Genomic DNA, 14,880 nt, shown 5'->3' with positions numbered 1-14,880 from the left:
ACTACAGTATGGCAAAATGTGTCCGACCGCTAAACAGCGGTCGGGCACATTTTGCCATCTGTTTTTGTCACGCCATCGAGCACGTGAACTGCCGTTTTTACAGATCCACGATGACGCCGGGATTGAGGATATTATTGGGATCAAAGGCACGCTTGATGTTGCGCATGATCTCCAGCACATGGGGGGTATACTGCAGTTCCATGTAGGGCTTCCGGGTCTTACCGGTACCGTGCTCGGCAGTAACGGTTCCACCGTACTTCAGAGCGGCCTTGTAGATGTCCCGGCGCATATCATCGGCCCACTCAGGCACCTTTCCATCTACCATGAGGATGAAGTTATGGAAGTTGCCATCGGCCACGTGACCAAAACGGGGGCTGCGGGTGCCATACTTCTCGGCAATGGCGTCGATGTCCCGGAGCAGATCGCCGATGTGGGCCACGGGGACAGCGGTATCCAGGGAGTCCACAAACTCGGGCTTAAAAACCTCGTAGATATCGGAGCGGATCTCCAGGATATTACGCTGTTCCTTCTCGTTCTCAGCGATGACGGAACCCACGGCACCGTTGTTCTCGCAGATCTCGGCGATGGTACCTGCGGTCTCATAGAGGGCGTCCTCGGTGGCCTCCTCCACCATGTAGATGAGGTCCACACAGCCCTCGTCGCTCATGGGCCAGGTCTTGCTGATGCGCTTGGCGGTCTCCACGGCGATATCGCGATCCATGTACTCTACGGCCAGGGGGATGATACCCGCCTTCTGGACCTCACCCACCGATTTGACGGCGGACTCGGTGTCCTTAAAGGAGCAGACCAGAGCACCGGTGTAGTCCAGGCGGGGATAGAGCTTCAGTGTGGCCTCCAGAACCACGGCCAGGGTGCCCTCGGAGCCTACCAGCAGGTGGAGCAGGTCATAGCCCATGTTGTTCTTCACCAACTTGCCACCGAACTGAACAATCTCGCCGTTGGGGAGGCAGACCTTCATGCCCTTGACATAGCTGCGCATGATGCCGTGCTTCACGGCCCGGACACCACCGGCGTTCTCAATGCACATGCCGCCCACCTGGGCGCCCTCGTCGCCGGGGTGGCAGGGGAAGTACAGGGCATGGACGTTCTCATTGAGGTATTCATTGAGCTTGGCCAGCGTGACGCCGGTCTGACAGGTAATCATCATATTGGTCTCATCCACCTCTACGATGTCCTTAAAACGTTCCATGGACATGATGACGGAGGGGATGGTTGGGATGGCCGCGCCGCAGGCGCCAGTACCACCGCCGCGGGGAATGATGGGGGTCTTGGTCTCGTTGGCCCACTGGAGGATCTTGGAGACCTCCTCATAAGTACCGGGACGGACCACCAGACAATCCTCGCAGGCCTTGGGACGGACAAACTCCTCCGTCTCGTCATAGAGATAGCCGGACACATCCTCCTTGGAAGAATAGACATAATCCTTACCGCAGATGCCGATGAGCGCGTCGATGAATTCCTGTTTCATTGCTGTTCTTACCCCTTTCTATGTGGCGCGGTCAGACCGCGTCCTGAGCGGATTCTTTCCCAAGGACTTTTTTCTTATAGATCTGAGTAACGATGGCGTTTACTACGCCGATGGCCATGATGACAGCCGCATAGATGAAGATGTTCTGGTAGCCAGCATTGCCATGCTTATCCAGCCAGTAGCCAAAGAGGACGAAGATAAAGAGGTCGGGGCAGTAGCCGATGGCGCACACCACACCGGAGGTGGTACCTGCATACTTTCTGGGGATCTTCAGCTCCGAAGGAACGGCGAACATACAGCCGCGAGCCATATAGGTGAGCACGCCAGCGCACAGGGTAAGTGCTGTAAGCACGGCCGCGCTGGTACCGACAGGCACGAGCATAAAGACAAGCACGATCACCACGGCCGCCGCCAGAGAGACGCCTACCACTTTGGAGACCGAGTGAATCTTGTCGCCCAGCCAACCGCCCACCGGAGCACCGATGAAACGGGTACCGTACTGCCGGATGATGGCGATGGCACCCGTGCCAGCCAGGGAGACACCCAAAACGTTGCTGAAATAGGGGGTGTAATAGGAGAGGGTGCAGTACATGGTGTAGGTAGTGAACACAGCGATGCCGGACATCCAGGTCCGTGGGTTAATCACGATGCTCACCCAGTCCCTGATGGTCATCTTGGAGTTGATGTTGCTCTCACCACCGCTTTCAGGAGAGGGCTTTCCGGGGTCGGGGACCAGAACGGCCAGGATGACCAGGGAGATCACGCCCAGCACGGCATAGCCGATGATGGCCGCCTTGAGGCCGTTGGTGCCAAAGGTATCATTGGCAAATTTGGCAAAGAGGAACAGAGCGATGAAGTTCACAATAACGTTGGTAATGCCGCAGAAGGACTCGGTAAGACCGAAAATAGTGCCCTGCTGGTTCTCACTGCCCACCAGACGGACCAGCTTGGTGTGGGCAGGGAAATAGAGGAAGAGGGCAAAGAATGCAAACCCGGCCCAGATAATGAGAGCGAAACTGTAGGTCATGTTGAGCACAAACAACACATTGAGCACGCAGATTACGCCCACCGACAGCAGATAGATCTTCTTGGTATTGAATTTATCGCTGAGCATGCCTCCGAAGGGCGCCAGCAGGTTGCCGATGCCAAAGATAGTGATGAGGTATCCCAGCTGCTGCTGGGTACAGCCCAGCGTGCCCACCAGGGAATCGTAGAACACATACTGGATAAAGGGGGTCGCGTAGACGATGGTATAGCCCAAGCCAAGGAAGAAGATGATGGTTAGTTGACGTACGCTCAGTTTGGTGCTGTGTTTTTCCGCATTACTCATTCAAAACCCTCACTCTCTGGACAGATGTCCTGATTTTATGGGTCAGATACCTCCTGACCCCAGATATCCTTTCGCAAGAAGCCATCGGTGTCGAAGAGCATCTCCTCTGGACCGGAGAGCAGCACGACGTCTTCACGATCCTTGATGTCCTGATACAAGGCCTCAGAGACCAGGATTTCAGATATGTGAAGTGTATTCTTGATGCGGGCCACCCTGGGGTGGTCAAAGTCTGTCTCGACACAGGTTCGGATGGCGGTGAGCACGGCATCCCGGTCGGTTTCCACATAGGTGGGAATCTGCCCTCTGCTGAGCATGGAGGCGGTCACGTTGTTGAGCCACGTGGCGTACCAGTCGATCTCGTTGAGACATCTTCGGACCGTCAGGTCACACAAGTTGATGCCGCAGCCGTTGTGACAGGATGCTTCGGTAATGCCGAGGACCACCAGTCTCTGCAGGTCCAGGACCCCTGGAAAATCTCCCGTATCATTCCGCCCCGTGATGTTGGGGTCCATGCCGCTGCCGCTGATGTCTTTGCCGATCTCATCCACCACCAGCACATCGCAGCGGTCAAACTTAAACCTGGGAAGCTGGGTCTTGGCAAAGGCCTGCAGCCGGGCATCCAGGTCCAGAATAGCCGTGCTCTCACAGGCCTCGATCCGGCAGATCTGGTCATAGGCGTTCTGAACAACACCGACACCAAAGGCCACTTTCCCGGTCTTCATGAAGATCTCGGTCACCTTTGGGATGTACTCTGGGAAACGACTGAGCCGCTTGGTGTGGAATACAGATGCTCCCTTTCCCTTGGCCAGGCCGATGGCCACCATTTTGCCCAAGCCGCTCTCGTGCTTTCCCCGAAAATCAGTGTGGGGCTTAACCTTGTTGAACAGGATCACCCCGTCGGCCTCCCAGGCATTCTTATCACAGTAGAGCGGCGTTCCATCCTCCAGGACTCCGTACTGCTCCACCTCCATGCTGGAGTACACCGGCACGCCCATGGCCTCTTGGGTGATCCCATACTCCGCTAGGATCTGCCGCTGTCCCTCTGCCGTCGATCCGCCGTGACTTCCCATCGCGGGCACGATGAAGGGCTCTGCCCCCCACGCCTTACAGGTGTCACAGATGGTGCGGACCAACTTGTCGAGGTCCGGAATGCCCCGGCTGCCCACCGTCAGCGCCAGCCGCTTGCCACGCAGCCGCTCCCGGTCAAGCACTGAGGACTCCAATTGCTTCCGCAGATGTCCCGAAACGTCCTGGATGTGCCAGTCATCGTATTTCTGCATGATCCGGTACATGGGCGGGATGACGATGCGGTCCGCCTCCTGGAGAGGCAGATCCAGTTTAGGAAACGAGATCAACATCCCTCACACCATCTCCTTTCCACAGCCGTTGTCACATCTTTTGCGGAAAGGCCAGACCTTAGCTCCGTGCAGCCAGACAGGCCAGTGCGATGGAATTGAGCTTGATCTCCGGCGTGTCCGCCCTGGACCCCAGGATCACCGGATGGGTAGCCCCCAGCACGATGCCCGCCCAGCGGCACTTGCACAGGTGGATCCAGGACTTGCCCATGATGTTCCCCGCCTCCATATTGGGGAAGATCACGATGTCGGTCTCGCCGGTGATCTTGCTGTCGATCTTCTTGTGGGCCGCGGCATGGGGATCGAAGGCCACGTCGAAGGCAATGGGTCCCTCGATGATGCAGGGCAGATCCGGCCCCAGAGCGCCGCTGGCCACATACTCCACCAGTCCGGCGGCATCCACCGTGGACTGGATCTTGGGGTCCACCATCTCATTGGCCGTCAACGCGGCCACCTTGGGATTCTCCAGTCCGATGGACTTGGTGGCCAGAAGAATATTTTTCAAAATATCCTTTTTCTGCTCCAGATTGGGCGCTACGTTGATACCACTGTCGCTACAGTAGACCAGCTTATGGTAGCCGGGCGCCTCGTATACTGCCATCATGGACAGCAGTCGTCCCGTACGCAAGCCGTGCTCCTTGTTGAGGATACCCCGCATGTAGACGCTGGTGTTCACCAGCCCCTTCATGAGCACCTGGGCACCGCCTTCCCGCACGGCCTTGACAGCGGTGGCAACCGCCTCTTCCTCCCCGTCAGCTGCCAGGATATCCAGAGGCTTGAGGCCGATCTCTTCACAGATGCCGCCTATCGCCTTGGGGTCTCCCACCAGCACCGGGCGAACAAACCCCAGATCCGAGGCCGTCTTGACCGCCTGGAGCAGTTCCTTGTCGGCAGCAGCGGCCACACTGACGGTAAAGGGCTCGATGGAACGCACCTTCTCAAGAACTTCATCAAAATTTTTCAGCATTTCATGACTCCTCCACAGGGCCGCATCTCTTGTCCCAGCGGCAAGGTTTGTTGATATACAGTACGCCGTACCCAAAGAAACAAAGTACAATCGAGAGCAGTGGATTGATATAGTGCAGCAGGGCAAATCTCCAGTATTCCGCAGTGGAGACTCCCAGCGCTGCCGTGACAAACATGCTGGTGGTGGACCAGGGGACAAAGACCTGGGTCAGGGTGCCACCCTCTTCCAGCAGCCGGGAGAGCATCTCAGGACGCAGTCCACGCTCCTTGAAGGTCTCCCGGAACAGGTTACCGTTGAGCACTAGGGTAAGGTAGACCTCGCCCATGACCATGGTGCCCACGGTGGCCGATCCGATGACCAACGGCACCATCATTTTGTCTGACTTGACCTTTGAGACCACCAGTCCTACGACTTTATGCAGATACCCCACCCGCTCCATGACACCGCCGAAGGAGATCGCAATGCAGGCCAGCGAGAAGGTATACATCATACTCTGGATCCCGCCCCTCTGGAGCAGGGTGTCCACCATCTCCACACCGGTGGAGGCGGTGTAGCCGTAGTTCAGGCCCGAGATCACATCCCGGATGCTGACCCCCTGCACCACCACTGCCAGAATGACTGCCAGCAGCGTACCGATGGCCATACCCGGTATGGCGGGGAACTGCCGGATATTGAGCACCAGCAGAACCACAACAGGCAGCAAAAGAACAGGCGAAATATAGAACGTTGTTCCAATCATGTCGATAAAAGTATTAATGGTGGTGTAATCCATCTGCCCATCCTGATAAAAAAGACCAATGATCGTGAAGATCACAAAGACGATGATATAGGCCGGAAGTGTGGTCATCCACATGCTGCTGATATGCCGCTGCAAGGTCGTCCCCGCTGCCGCCGGCGCCAGATTCGTGGTATCAGAAATGGGGGACATCTTGTCGCCGAAGGAGGCCCCACACAGCACCATGCCGGCGGTCAGCCCAGCCGGAATCCCCATTCCGGCGCCGATCCCCATCATGGCCAGTCCCATGGTCCCCACTGTCCCCCAGGAAGTACCGATGGACATGGAGGTCAGGCTGCACAGCAGAAGGCCAACTGGGAGAAACAATTTGGGCGTGATGTAGTGCAGTCCGTAATAGATCAGCGCCGGCACCGTTCCGGAGAAGATCCATGCTGCGATGATGAGGCCAATGAAAATGAAGATCACCATGGCCGACATGGACTGACCCAGCGTTTTCTTCATGCATTCCAACAGGTCATCAAAGCTATATCCAAGCGGAGCCGAGGCAATGCAGGCAAAGGCCAGGGCCACTAGCATGACAATATGAATATCCAGTTCAAAGATCACCAGTCCGAAGAGCATGATCCCCATAGCGATTAGGAATACCACAAGGGACATTCCAACGCTTGGTTCGCGCTTGGTCCTACATTCGGGTTGAGACAAGATGGCCGCCCTCTTTCTCCATGTTATCCTTCCTTTCCCACCTGCCTCCTCACAGGACGCAGGCGACGGTTGGGAGCTTTCCGCTCATTGGTAGACCTTTGCCGTCTCCTCCCCACGGAGCACCCGCAGGGCTCCCAAGGCCAGTGCCTCCATTTCAAACTCGCCAGCCACCACTTCCATGGGGGCCAGGAAGGCCGTCATACGGCCCACCTCACGGACCACGTACTCGGAGTGGGCAATTCCGCCGGTGAGTACGATACGGTCCACCTTCCCCTCAAAAGCGGCAGCGTAGGAGCAGATCTCCTTGGCGATGGCATAGACATAGGCCTCATAGACCAGCTTTGCTTTTTCATCGCCCTCAGCCATGCGCCGCTCCACTTCCTGGGCATCCTTGGTACCCAGATAGTCGTACATACCACCCACAGAGCTGAGCTTCGCCACCATTTCCTCATGGGTGTATTTCCCGGAGTAACACAGCTCCACCAGCGGATAGGTGGGCAAGCCGCCGCTGCGCTCGGGAGAGAAGGGACCATTGGTCCGGCCACCGCTACCGTCGATCATTAGGCCGTGCTTATGGGCCACGATAGAGTTGCCGGAGCCCAGATGGGCCACGATGAGGTCACATTCTTCATAGGGCTTCCCCACCCGTTCCGCCGCCCACCGGGCCACCGCCTTGTGGTTGAGGGCGTGGAACCAGCTGGGCCGCTCCAGATCGGAGATGCCGGAGATCCTGGCTATAGGCATGAGCTCATCCACAGAGACGGGGTCTACCACGAAAGAGGGAATCCCCAGCTCATCGCCGATCTCCTTGGCCAGCACAGAGCCCAGGTTGGAGGGATGTTCTCCGTGGACGGCGTTGCGCATATCCTCCACCATACGGTCATTGACGGCGTAAGTTCCGCCCGGAATAGGCTCCATCAGGCCGCCCCGACCGGCCACGGCGGAGAGCGCCTTCAACTCGATGCCCTGCTCTGTGACCGCCCGCAAGATAAGCTCCTTCCGATAGCCGAATTGATTGAATACCTTGTGAAAGGGCTTCAGGTCCTCCGCCGTATGGGTGATATTGGCCTTGAAGAGTTGCTTGTCGTCCTCAAAAACCGCGATCTTCGTGGAAGTGCCACCCGGATTGATGACCAGGATCTTCATGTTCCTTTCCCCGCCTTTCTTTATTGTTCTATTCTTCAGAACAATGTTCCTATATTGTCGGAAAAGAAAGAAACGCGCGGCGCTTCTTCCCATTACGCTGTTGAGCATACCCCCATTCTCTGGAAATGTCAAGCATACTTTTTGTACAAAATCACAATGATTTTTTATGCATTTAAAACACGTGTCCCATGTGGCGGAACAGAAACCTGGTGTCAAAAGTTACTGGAAATTTCTCGGGCGATCCGCTTGACCGCTTCGATCCGCTCCTCAATATCGCCGGAGAGCATGCGGCTGGTGGGGCCGGAGAGACTGATGGCTGCCACTGCCTCCCCCTTTTGGTCCAAAATAGGCGCACCAATGCACGTCAGACCATATTCCAGCTCCTCGTGGTCCAAGGCATAGCCCCGATCCCGAACCTTCGCCAGTTCTGACCGCAGTGCCGCCACTGTGGTAATCGTATGGTCGGTGTGAGGACGCATCGGGTGGGTCTCATAAACGCCAAGGTCAATGTCGGCGCTGTATGCCAACAGGCATTTGCCCACCGAAGAGCAGTAGCACTCGCTGCTGGACCCCACCGGCGGGTTGACAGTGAGAACCTGCCGGTTGCTCTCCTCCTTCAGGATGATGACGCTGCGGTAGACATCGTCCGGATTGCGTTCAAGAATGGAGACATTGACTACCTCGCAATAGGCGTCATAGAGCTTTTTTGCATAGGGACGGACGATCTCCGGCAGCCCCATCCGGTTTTCTACCCCCTTCCCCAGGACGAACAGACGGTTTCCCAGCCAGTATTTTTCCGTCTCTGGATTTTTGCGGACAAAACCACGGTTCTCCAGGGTCACCAGTGTGCGGTATACCGTGCTCTTATAGACGCCCAGGTCCGCCGCGATCTTGGTAATGCTGGTCTCCTTCCCCTCATGGTACAGATAGATCATGATCTCCAGAGCCCGGTCCACCGACTGAATGATGTCAGACACACGACATTCCTCCCTAAACACTCGCAATTTTCAACCATAATTAAACTACACTTCCAAATCGGTGTCAAGCTGTTCCACACAGTGAAACAATTTTCATATCCGCTAAATTTTCCTTCCGGGAGGTATTGACATGGGCAGGCGGTGGGTGTATGCTCTAAATATCGGAACATAGTTCTATTCTACGGAACAAATAGTGAATGGAGGGACCCAGATGAAGGTCGAAATCAACCGGGCGCGGTGCAAGGAATGCGGCCTTTGCATCCACAACTGCCCCAAAAAGTGCATCAGCAAGTCGACTGAGCTCAACGATGCCGGGTATTACCCTGTGCAGATCGACGACGAAGCCTGCATTGGCTGCGGCATCTGTTACACCGTGTGTCCCGACGGCGTGTTCCACGTCCTGGGCTGAGTGAGCGGAAAGGAGTATATACGACATGGCTGAAATGATGAAAGGCAACGAGGCCATCGCAGAGGCCGCCGTCCGGGCAGGCGCGCGGTTCTATGCTGGCTATCCTATCACCCCTTCCAGCGAGATCATGGAATATCTGTCCTGGCGTATGGCGGAGGTCGGCGGTTCCTTTGTCCAGGCCGAGAGCGAGCTGGCCGGCATCAACATGGTCATCGGCGCCTCTGCCTGTGGTGTTCGGGCCCTCACCGCCTCCTCTGGCCCGGGTATCTCCCTGAAGCAGGAGGGCATCTCCACCCTATGCGACGAGGGTCTCCCCGCCGTGGTCATCACCCAGGTCCGTTACGGCAATGGCCTGGGCACTCTCTTCACCGCCCAGTGCGATTACAACCGAGAGACCCGTGGCGGCGGTCAGGGCGACTACCGTTGCATCGTCCTCTGTCCCTCCTCTGTACAGGAGTTCGTGGACCTGATGCTCCCCGCCTATGAACTCTCTGAGAAGTACCGCATCGTAGTGGTCATGATGGGCGAGGGCACGCTGGGCCAGATGATGGAGCCGGTCACCCTCCCCGATTTCGTGGAGACCAAGCGGACCCCCTGGGCCCTCACCGGCAAGTACGACTATAAAAAGATCGGTATCTTCGAACGGGACTCCCGCAAGGAGGCTGTGGAGCTGCGTGAGAAGTACGCCGCCATCAAGGAGAACGAGCAGCGCTGGTTCGACGAAGGCGTTGAGGATGCCGACTACGTGTTCGTGGCCTACGGCGTTCCCGGCCGGGCCACCTTGGGCACCATCCGTGAGCTGCGGGCCGAAGGCGAGAAGGTGGGCCTCATCCGTCCCATCACCGCCTGGCCCTTCCCGGAAAAAGCCTTTGCCAAGATCAACCCCGCCTGCAAGGGCGTCATCACTGTGGAGGAGAATGCCACCGGCCAATTGGTGGACGACGCCGCCCTCTACATCAAAAAGACCAACAAGGACCGCAATATCCCCGCCTACGCTCTTACATACGTCTATAACACGCCCCCCATCCGCAGCATCAAGGCCGATTATCACCGGATCAAGAACGGCGAAGTAAAGGAGGTCTATTGATATGGCCGCTACCCGTGAAAGAAAGGTCCCTGCCCTGGTGGACAAACCCATGGATTTTTGTCCTGGCTGTGGGCACGGCATCGTCAGCCGTCTGATCATGGAGGCTCTGGAGGAGCTGGACCAGCTGGACAACATCATCTTCCCCATCGGCGTGGGCTGCTCCTCCAACCTGGGCGCCGGTCTGGAGTGTGACCGTCTCCACTGCTGCCACGGCCGCGCCGGCGCGGTGGCCACCGGCATGAAGCGGGTGAGCCCCGACACCCTGGTGGTCTCCTACCAGGGCGACGGTGACGCCTACAACATCGGCATCGCCGAGACCTTCAACGCCGCCTACCGCAACGAGAACATCACTGTCATCGTCATCAACAACACTAACTTCGGTATGACCGGCGGCCAGATGTCCCTGACCACCATGGAGGGCCAGAAGACCTCCACCTCCATCTATGGCCGTGACTGCTCCGTCACCGGCTACCCCATCCGCTTCCCGGAGATCGTGGCCCAGGAGTTCCCCGGTGCCGCCTATGCCGCCCGGGGCACCGTCACCAATCCCGCCAACATCAACAAGCTCAAGGGCTACATCAAAAATGCCCTCCAGGCCCAGCTCAACCACGAGGGCTACTCCATCGTGGAAGTTCTCTCTCCCTGTCCCATCAACTGGGGTCTCACCCCGGTCAAGGCTATGGAGCGCATCGAAAAGGAACTGATCCCCTATTACCCCATCGGTGAATTCAAGAAGAGAGGAGAGGAGCAGAAGTGAGAGAGATCGTATTTGCCGGCTCCGGCGGACAGGGCGTTCTGACTGTGGGCCTCATCATTTCCGACATTGCCGCTACCGAGGGCCTGAACGTCACTTGGGTCCCCTCCTATGGCTCCGCCATGCGCGGCGGCACCGCCAACTGTACGGTGAAGTACTGCGCAGAAAACTACATCTACAATCCCTCCCAGGAGCAGCCCGACCTGCTGCTGGCCATGAATGAGCCCTCCCTCCATATGTTCCTCCCAATCGTGGCACCCGGCGGCACCGTGCTGGTGGGCGATACCGTCACCATTTCCGATGATGCCAGGCAGGATGTGACCTACGTCCACGTCAACTGCACTGAGATCGCCACCTCCCTGGGCAACCCCAAGGGCGCCAACGTGGTCATGACCGGCGCTGTTGTCAAGCTCATGGGCGACTTCACAAAGGAGGCCGCCATCGCCGCCATGAACCACATGTTCGAGAAGAAAGGCAAGTCTAAATTTAACGAGTCCAATGCCAAGGCCTTTGACGCCGGCTATAATGCTGTGGAGTGCCTCACCAACACCTCCTGTGTCCGCTGACAGAATAAGCACATGCCGCCTGACCCACACGGGTCAGGCGGCATTCTTTTTCCTCTATACCCAACACACGGAAGAGCTGGGAAGATCCTTTTCTTGTCTCTGCGCTCCATTTTAGGTACAATAAGTGCATATATCCGCGAAAAAGGAGCGTTCTATGTCTTTTCCAAAACCTTTTCTGCGGCGCACCTTCCTTCTTTGCGCCGTTCTTCTGCTGCTGCGACCACCGGTGGGAGCCGTCCCCGCTGGCGCAGGGGCCGACAACGATACATACGCATATCCCCAGAGCACGGTGGTGGGCTATTACGCCGGCTGGTCGGCCTACCAGGGCTACCGTGCCTCGGACATCCCCGCCCACCTGCTGACCCACATCAATTACGCCTTTGCCATGATTGACCCGGATACCGGCACCCTGGCCCTGGACAATCCCGTGCAGGACGAAAAAAACTTTACCGATCTCCGGGCCCTGCGAGAGGAATATCCCCATCTGAAGCTCATACTGTCGGTTGGTGGGTGGGACTACTCCGCCCACTTCTCCGATGTGGCTGCCACCGCCGCCGGACGGACCGCCTTTGCCCAGAGCTGCGCGAAGCTTCTTGCCGCCCATGACCTGGACGGCATCGATCTGGACTGGGAGTACCCGGTCTCCGGTGGCACCTCCGGCACCCACCACCGCCCCTAGGACAAGCAGAACTTCACCCTGCTCCTCCGGGCCATCCGCCAGGAGCTGGACCGTCAGGAAAAACGGGATGGCAAGGACTACCAGCTCACCATCGCCGGCGCTGCAGGGGACTGGTACCTGGGCAACATCCAGCCCACCGCCGTGGCCGACGTGGTGGACCACATCTTCCTCATGGCCTACGACATCCACGGCCCCTGGGACAAGTATGCCGACTTTAATGCTCCCCTCTATACGCCTTCTGGCTCAGCCCCACACTATCAGAACAGTGTCAGCGGCAGCGTGGAGGCCTATCTGGAAAAAGGCGTGCCCGCAGACAAGCTGGTGCTGGGCATGCCCCTCTACAGCTACCGCTATGACGGGGTAAACGGCAGCGAAAACGGACTTTATAGCACCTTCACTACCGCCCGCTCCATTCCCTATGACACGCTGGTGACCACCTACCTCTCCGACCCGTCCTACCGGCAGCTCCGGCACGCCGAGGCCAGGGTCCCCTACCTCTACGGTAATGGCAGCTTCCTCTCCTATGACGACTCCCAGTCCATGGCCGAAAAGGCCGCTCTGGCCCGGGATCTGGACCTCCAGGGCATCGGCTTCTGGGAGCTCTCCCAGGACGGGGGCGCCGTTCTCATCGAAAGCGCCGTCTCCCAGTTGGACGGCAGTCCCTTTGCCGATGTTTCCTCCGGCGCCTGGTATGCCACAGCCATGGCCTACGTCCACGAGCAGGGCTGGATGACCGGCACCTCTGCTAACCTATTCTCCCCCCACCTGTCCATCAGCCGGAGTATGACAGCCACCATTCTCCACCGTCTGGCGGGCAGCCCCAAGGCGGAAACCCCCTCCTTTCCCGATGTGGCCGACGACACCTGGTACACCCAGGCAGTAGCCTGGGCAGCGGAAGAAGGGATTGTCCTGGGCTATGAAAACGGCCGCTTTGGACCGGAGGACCCGGTCACCCGGGAACAGTTGGCCGCCCTGCTCTACCGCTACGCCCAATATCAGGGCTACGACACCGCCGGCCGGGCCAAGCTCTCCGGCTTTAAGGATGCCGCCCAGGTGAGCCCTTACGCCCGGACCGCCATGGCCTGGGCGGTGGACAACGGCCTGCTCACCGGCCGGACTCAGACCACCCTGGTTCCCGGAGGCACCGCCACTCGGGCGGAGTTGGCCGTGATCCTGGAGCGGTTTGCCGCGCTCTTTCTCCGCTGAATAAAAAACACCCTGTTTCCCGCTATAGCGGGAAACAGGGTGTTTTTCGTGCAAAATCTTACTTGGACAGATAGACCGCCTTCATGGCCGCATAGGTCATATAGCAGTCCAGCTTGGACACAGTCTCGAAGGGGGCGTGCATACTCAGCACGGGCACACCGGCATCCAGGGTGTCGATGTCCCGGTTGGCCATATAGCAGGCCACGGTGCCACCGCCGCCGGCGTCCACCTTGCCCAGCTCGGCCATCTGCCACACCACATCGGCGTCGTCCAGCACAGCCCGGATCTTGGCCACCACCTCGGCGGAGGCGTCGGAGGAGCCAGACTTGCCCCGGGCACCGGTGTACTTGGCCAGACCAATGCCATAGTTGGCCTTGGCGCTGTTGCGCTTCTCATAGACCTCGGGGAAGTTGGGGTCAAAGGCGGCGGTGACGTCGGCGGAGAGGCAGAAGGACTTCTCATAGCAGGCCTTCAGCTTCACGTCCTGGGCGTCGCACAGGTCAGACATAAAGGTATCAAAGGCGGCAGACTGCATGCCGCTGACGCCCTCGGAGCCGATCTCCTCCTTGTCAGCCAGCATGCAAACGGCAGTCTTGGCGGGGGCCTCCTCCAGGTCCAGCAGGCCGGCCAGGGCGGCGTAGCCGCACACCCGGTCGTCGTGGCCGTAAGCGCCGATGAGGGAGCGATCAAAGCCCACGTCGGAGGCCCGGAAGGCAGGGACCACCTCCAGCTCGGCAGAGATGAAGTCCTCCTCCACAATGCCGTACTTCTGGTTGAGGATGTCCATGATAGCCAGCTTCACCCGGTCAGACCCCTCGTCGCCGGCGAAGGGGCGGCTGCCGATGAGAACGTTGAGGCTCTCGCCGGGGATGGCCTCGCTGAGGGGCTTCTTGGCCTGCTCGGCACCCAGGTGGGGCAGCAGGTCGTCGATGGTGAAGATAGGGTCGCCAGCGGCGGGACCCACAACCACCTTCACGGTAGAGCCGTCCTTCAGAGCCACCACGCCGTGGAGCTCCAGGGGAATGGTCACCCACTGGTACTTGCGGATGCCACCGTAGTAGTGAGTCTTGAAGAAGGCCAGCTCTGCGTCCTCATAGAGGGGGTTGGGCTTCAGATCCAGACGGGGGGAGTCGATATGGGCGGCACAGATGTTGGCGCCCTGATCCAGGGACTCGCTGCCCACCACGGCCAGCATGATGGCCTTGCCCCGATTGGAGCGGTAGACCTTGTCACCGGCCTTCAGGGTCATGCCCCGGACAAAGGGCTTGAACCCCTTGGCCTCGGCCAGGGCGATGGCGCTCTCCACCGCCTCCCGCTCGGTCATGCTGTTGTCCAGGAACTTCTTATAGTCCTCACAGTAGCTCTTCAGCTCCGCCTCCTGAGCGGCGCTGATCCGATCCCAACCGTTCTTGGGCCGGTAAAGGATGGCATCCCGGCGCTGATCGCCGGCGTTCTTTTTCTCTTCCATGGGAATAAC

Annotated in this window: 13 protein-coding genes and 1 pseudogene; 6 read left to right on the top strand and 8 right to left on the bottom strand. The window is 58.5% G+C overall.

Annotation, left to right across the window (positions count from 1 at the left end; all coding sequences use genetic code 11):
• Positions 1 to 97 precede the first annotated feature (97 nt).
• The 7 genes from ACTNBK_RS03040 to ACTNBK_RS03010 form a co-directional block, all read right to left on the bottom strand.
• The gene (locus ACTNBK_RS03040) at positions 98 to 1,489 is read right to left on the bottom strand and encodes an FAD-binding oxidoreductase (RefSeq protein ID WP_441143483.1); all 1,392 of its coding nucleotides are present in this window, start codon (positions 1,487 to 1,489) and stop codon (positions 98 to 100) included.
• Positions 1,490 to 1,520: 31 nt separating this feature from the next.
• Positions 1,521 to 2,819 carry an MFS transporter gene (locus ACTNBK_RS03035; RefSeq protein WP_294510315.1) on the bottom strand — a complete coding sequence of 433 codons (1,299 nt, stop codon included), beginning with the start codon at positions 2,817 to 2,819 and terminating at the stop codon, positions 1,521 to 1,523.
• Positions 2,820 to 2,854: 35 nt separating this feature from the next.
• The gene (locus ACTNBK_RS03030) at positions 2,855 to 4,177 is read right to left on the bottom strand and encodes a lactate racemase domain-containing protein (protein WP_441143481.1); all 1,323 of its coding nucleotides are present in this window, start codon (positions 4,175 to 4,177) and stop codon (positions 2,855 to 2,857) included.
• 58 nt (positions 4,178 to 4,235) lie between these two features.
• Entirely contained in the window at positions 4,236 to 5,141 is a 906-nt protein-coding gene (locus tag ACTNBK_RS03025) for a phosphate acyltransferase (RefSeq protein WP_441143479.1), read from the bottom strand.
• A gap of 1 nt (position 5,142) precedes the next feature.
• Entirely contained in the window at positions 5,143 to 6,579 is a 1,437-nt protein-coding gene (gene nhaC, locus ACTNBK_RS03020) for a Na+/H+ antiporter NhaC (RefSeq protein WP_441143477.1), read from the bottom strand.
• Between the two features lie 84 nt (positions 6,580 to 6,663).
• Positions 6,664 to 7,725: a butyrate kinase gene (gene buk / locus ACTNBK_RS03015; protein ID WP_441143475.1), complete on the bottom strand. Its 1,062-nt coding sequence runs from the start codon at positions 7,723 to 7,725 to the stop codon at positions 6,664 to 6,666.
• Between the two features lie 212 nt (positions 7,726 to 7,937).
• The gene (locus tag ACTNBK_RS03010; protein ID WP_441143473.1) at positions 7,938 to 8,702 is read right to left on the bottom strand and encodes an IclR family transcriptional regulator; all 765 of its coding nucleotides are present in this window, start codon (positions 8,700 to 8,702) and stop codon (positions 7,938 to 7,940) included.
• Between the two features lie 211 nt (positions 8,703 to 8,913).
• Between ACTNBK_RS03010 and ACTNBK_RS03005 the strand changes: the two genes are divergently transcribed.
• From ACTNBK_RS03005 to ACTNBK_RS02980, 6 genes and pseudogenes are all read left to right on the top strand, one after another.
• Positions 8,914 to 9,111, top strand: a complete 198-nt coding sequence (locus tag ACTNBK_RS03005) for a 4Fe-4S dicluster domain-containing protein (protein WP_130849710.1) — start codon at positions 8,914 to 8,916, stop codon at positions 9,109 to 9,111.
• Positions 9,112 to 9,136: 25 nt separating this feature from the next.
• Complete coding sequence (locus tag ACTNBK_RS03000) at positions 9,137 to 10,198, top strand: 3-methyl-2-oxobutanoate dehydrogenase subunit beta (RefSeq protein ID WP_441143471.1); 1,062 nt, start codon at positions 9,137 to 9,139, stop codon at positions 10,196 to 10,198.
• A gap of 1 nt (position 10,199) precedes the next feature.
• Positions 10,200 to 10,955, top strand: coding sequence for a thiamine pyrophosphate-dependent enzyme (locus tag ACTNBK_RS02995; protein ID WP_441143469.1), 756 nt, complete (start codon positions 10,200 to 10,202; stop codon positions 10,953 to 10,955).
• Positions 10,952 to 11,518, top strand: coding sequence for a 2-oxoacid:acceptor oxidoreductase family protein (locus tag ACTNBK_RS02990; RefSeq protein WP_441143468.1), 567 nt, complete (start codon positions 10,952 to 10,954; stop codon positions 11,516 to 11,518). Before ACTNBK_RS02995 ends, ACTNBK_RS02990 begins: the two co-directional genes overlap by 4 nt.
• Positions 11,519 to 11,672: 154 nt before the next feature.
• Positions 11,673 to 12,965: pseudogene (locus tag ACTNBK_RS02985) on the top strand (glycoside hydrolase family 18 protein); the annotation flags it as partial.
• Positions 12,966 to 12,980: 15 nt separating this feature from the next.
• Entirely contained in the window at positions 12,981 to 13,403 is a 423-nt protein-coding gene (locus ACTNBK_RS02980; protein WP_441143576.1) for an S-layer homology domain-containing protein, read from the top strand.
• Between the two features lie 58 nt (positions 13,404 to 13,461).
• Here the strand turns inward: ACTNBK_RS02980 and ACTNBK_RS02975 are convergent, their stop codons facing one another.
• A complete protein-coding gene (locus ACTNBK_RS02975; protein ID WP_441143466.1) occupies positions 13,462 to 14,871 on the bottom strand; it encodes an aminopeptidase in 1,410 nt (469 codons plus the stop codon).
• Positions 14,872 to 14,880 lie beyond the last annotated feature (9 nt).

It is taken from the genome of Intestinimonas sp. HCP28S3_D6 (assembly GCF_052065695.1).
Taxonomy (GTDB): domain Bacteria; phylum Bacillota; class Clostridia; order Oscillospirales; family Oscillospiraceae; genus Intestinimonas.
Note: the sequence above shows the minus strand (reverse complement) of the source record. Positions and strands in the feature narration are given on the sequence as shown.

Coding starts and splice junctions, on each gene's coding strand:
- ACTNBK_RS02995 (WP_441143469.1), top strand. CDS start 10,200: ATGGCCGCTACCCGTGAAAGAAAGGTCCCTGCCCTGGTGGACAAACCC.
- ACTNBK_RS03000 (WP_441143471.1), top strand. CDS start 9,137: ATGGCTGAAATGATGAAAGGCAACGAGGCCATCGCAGAGGCCGCCGTC.
- ACTNBK_RS03035 (WP_294510315.1), bottom strand. CDS start 2,819: ATGAGTAATGCGGAAAAACACAGCACCAAACTGAGCGTACGTCAACTA.
- ACTNBK_RS03040 (WP_441143483.1), bottom strand. CDS start 1,489: ATGAAACAGGAATTCATCGACGCGCTCATCGGCATCTGCGGTAAGGAT.
- ACTNBK_RS03025 (WP_441143479.1), bottom strand. CDS start 5,141: ATGCTGAAAAATTTTGATGAAGTTCTTGAGAAGGTGCGTTCCATCGAG.
- ACTNBK_RS02975 (WP_441143466.1), bottom strand. CDS start 14,871: ATGGAAGAGAAAAAGAACGCCGGCGATCAGCGCCGGGATGCCATCCTT.
- ACTNBK_RS03030 (WP_441143481.1), bottom strand. CDS start 4,177: ATGTTGATCTCGTTTCCTAAACTGGATCTGCCTCTCCAGGAGGCGGAC.
- buk (WP_441143475.1), bottom strand. CDS start 7,725: ATGAAGATCCTGGTCATCAATCCGGGTGGCACTTCCACGAAGATCGCG.
- ACTNBK_RS03005 (WP_130849710.1), top strand. CDS start 8,914: ATGAAGGTCGAAATCAACCGGGCGCGGTGCAAGGAATGCGGCCTTTGC.
- ACTNBK_RS02980 (WP_441143576.1), top strand. CDS start 12,981: ATGACAGCCACCATTCTCCACCGTCTGGCGGGCAGCCCCAAGGCGGAA.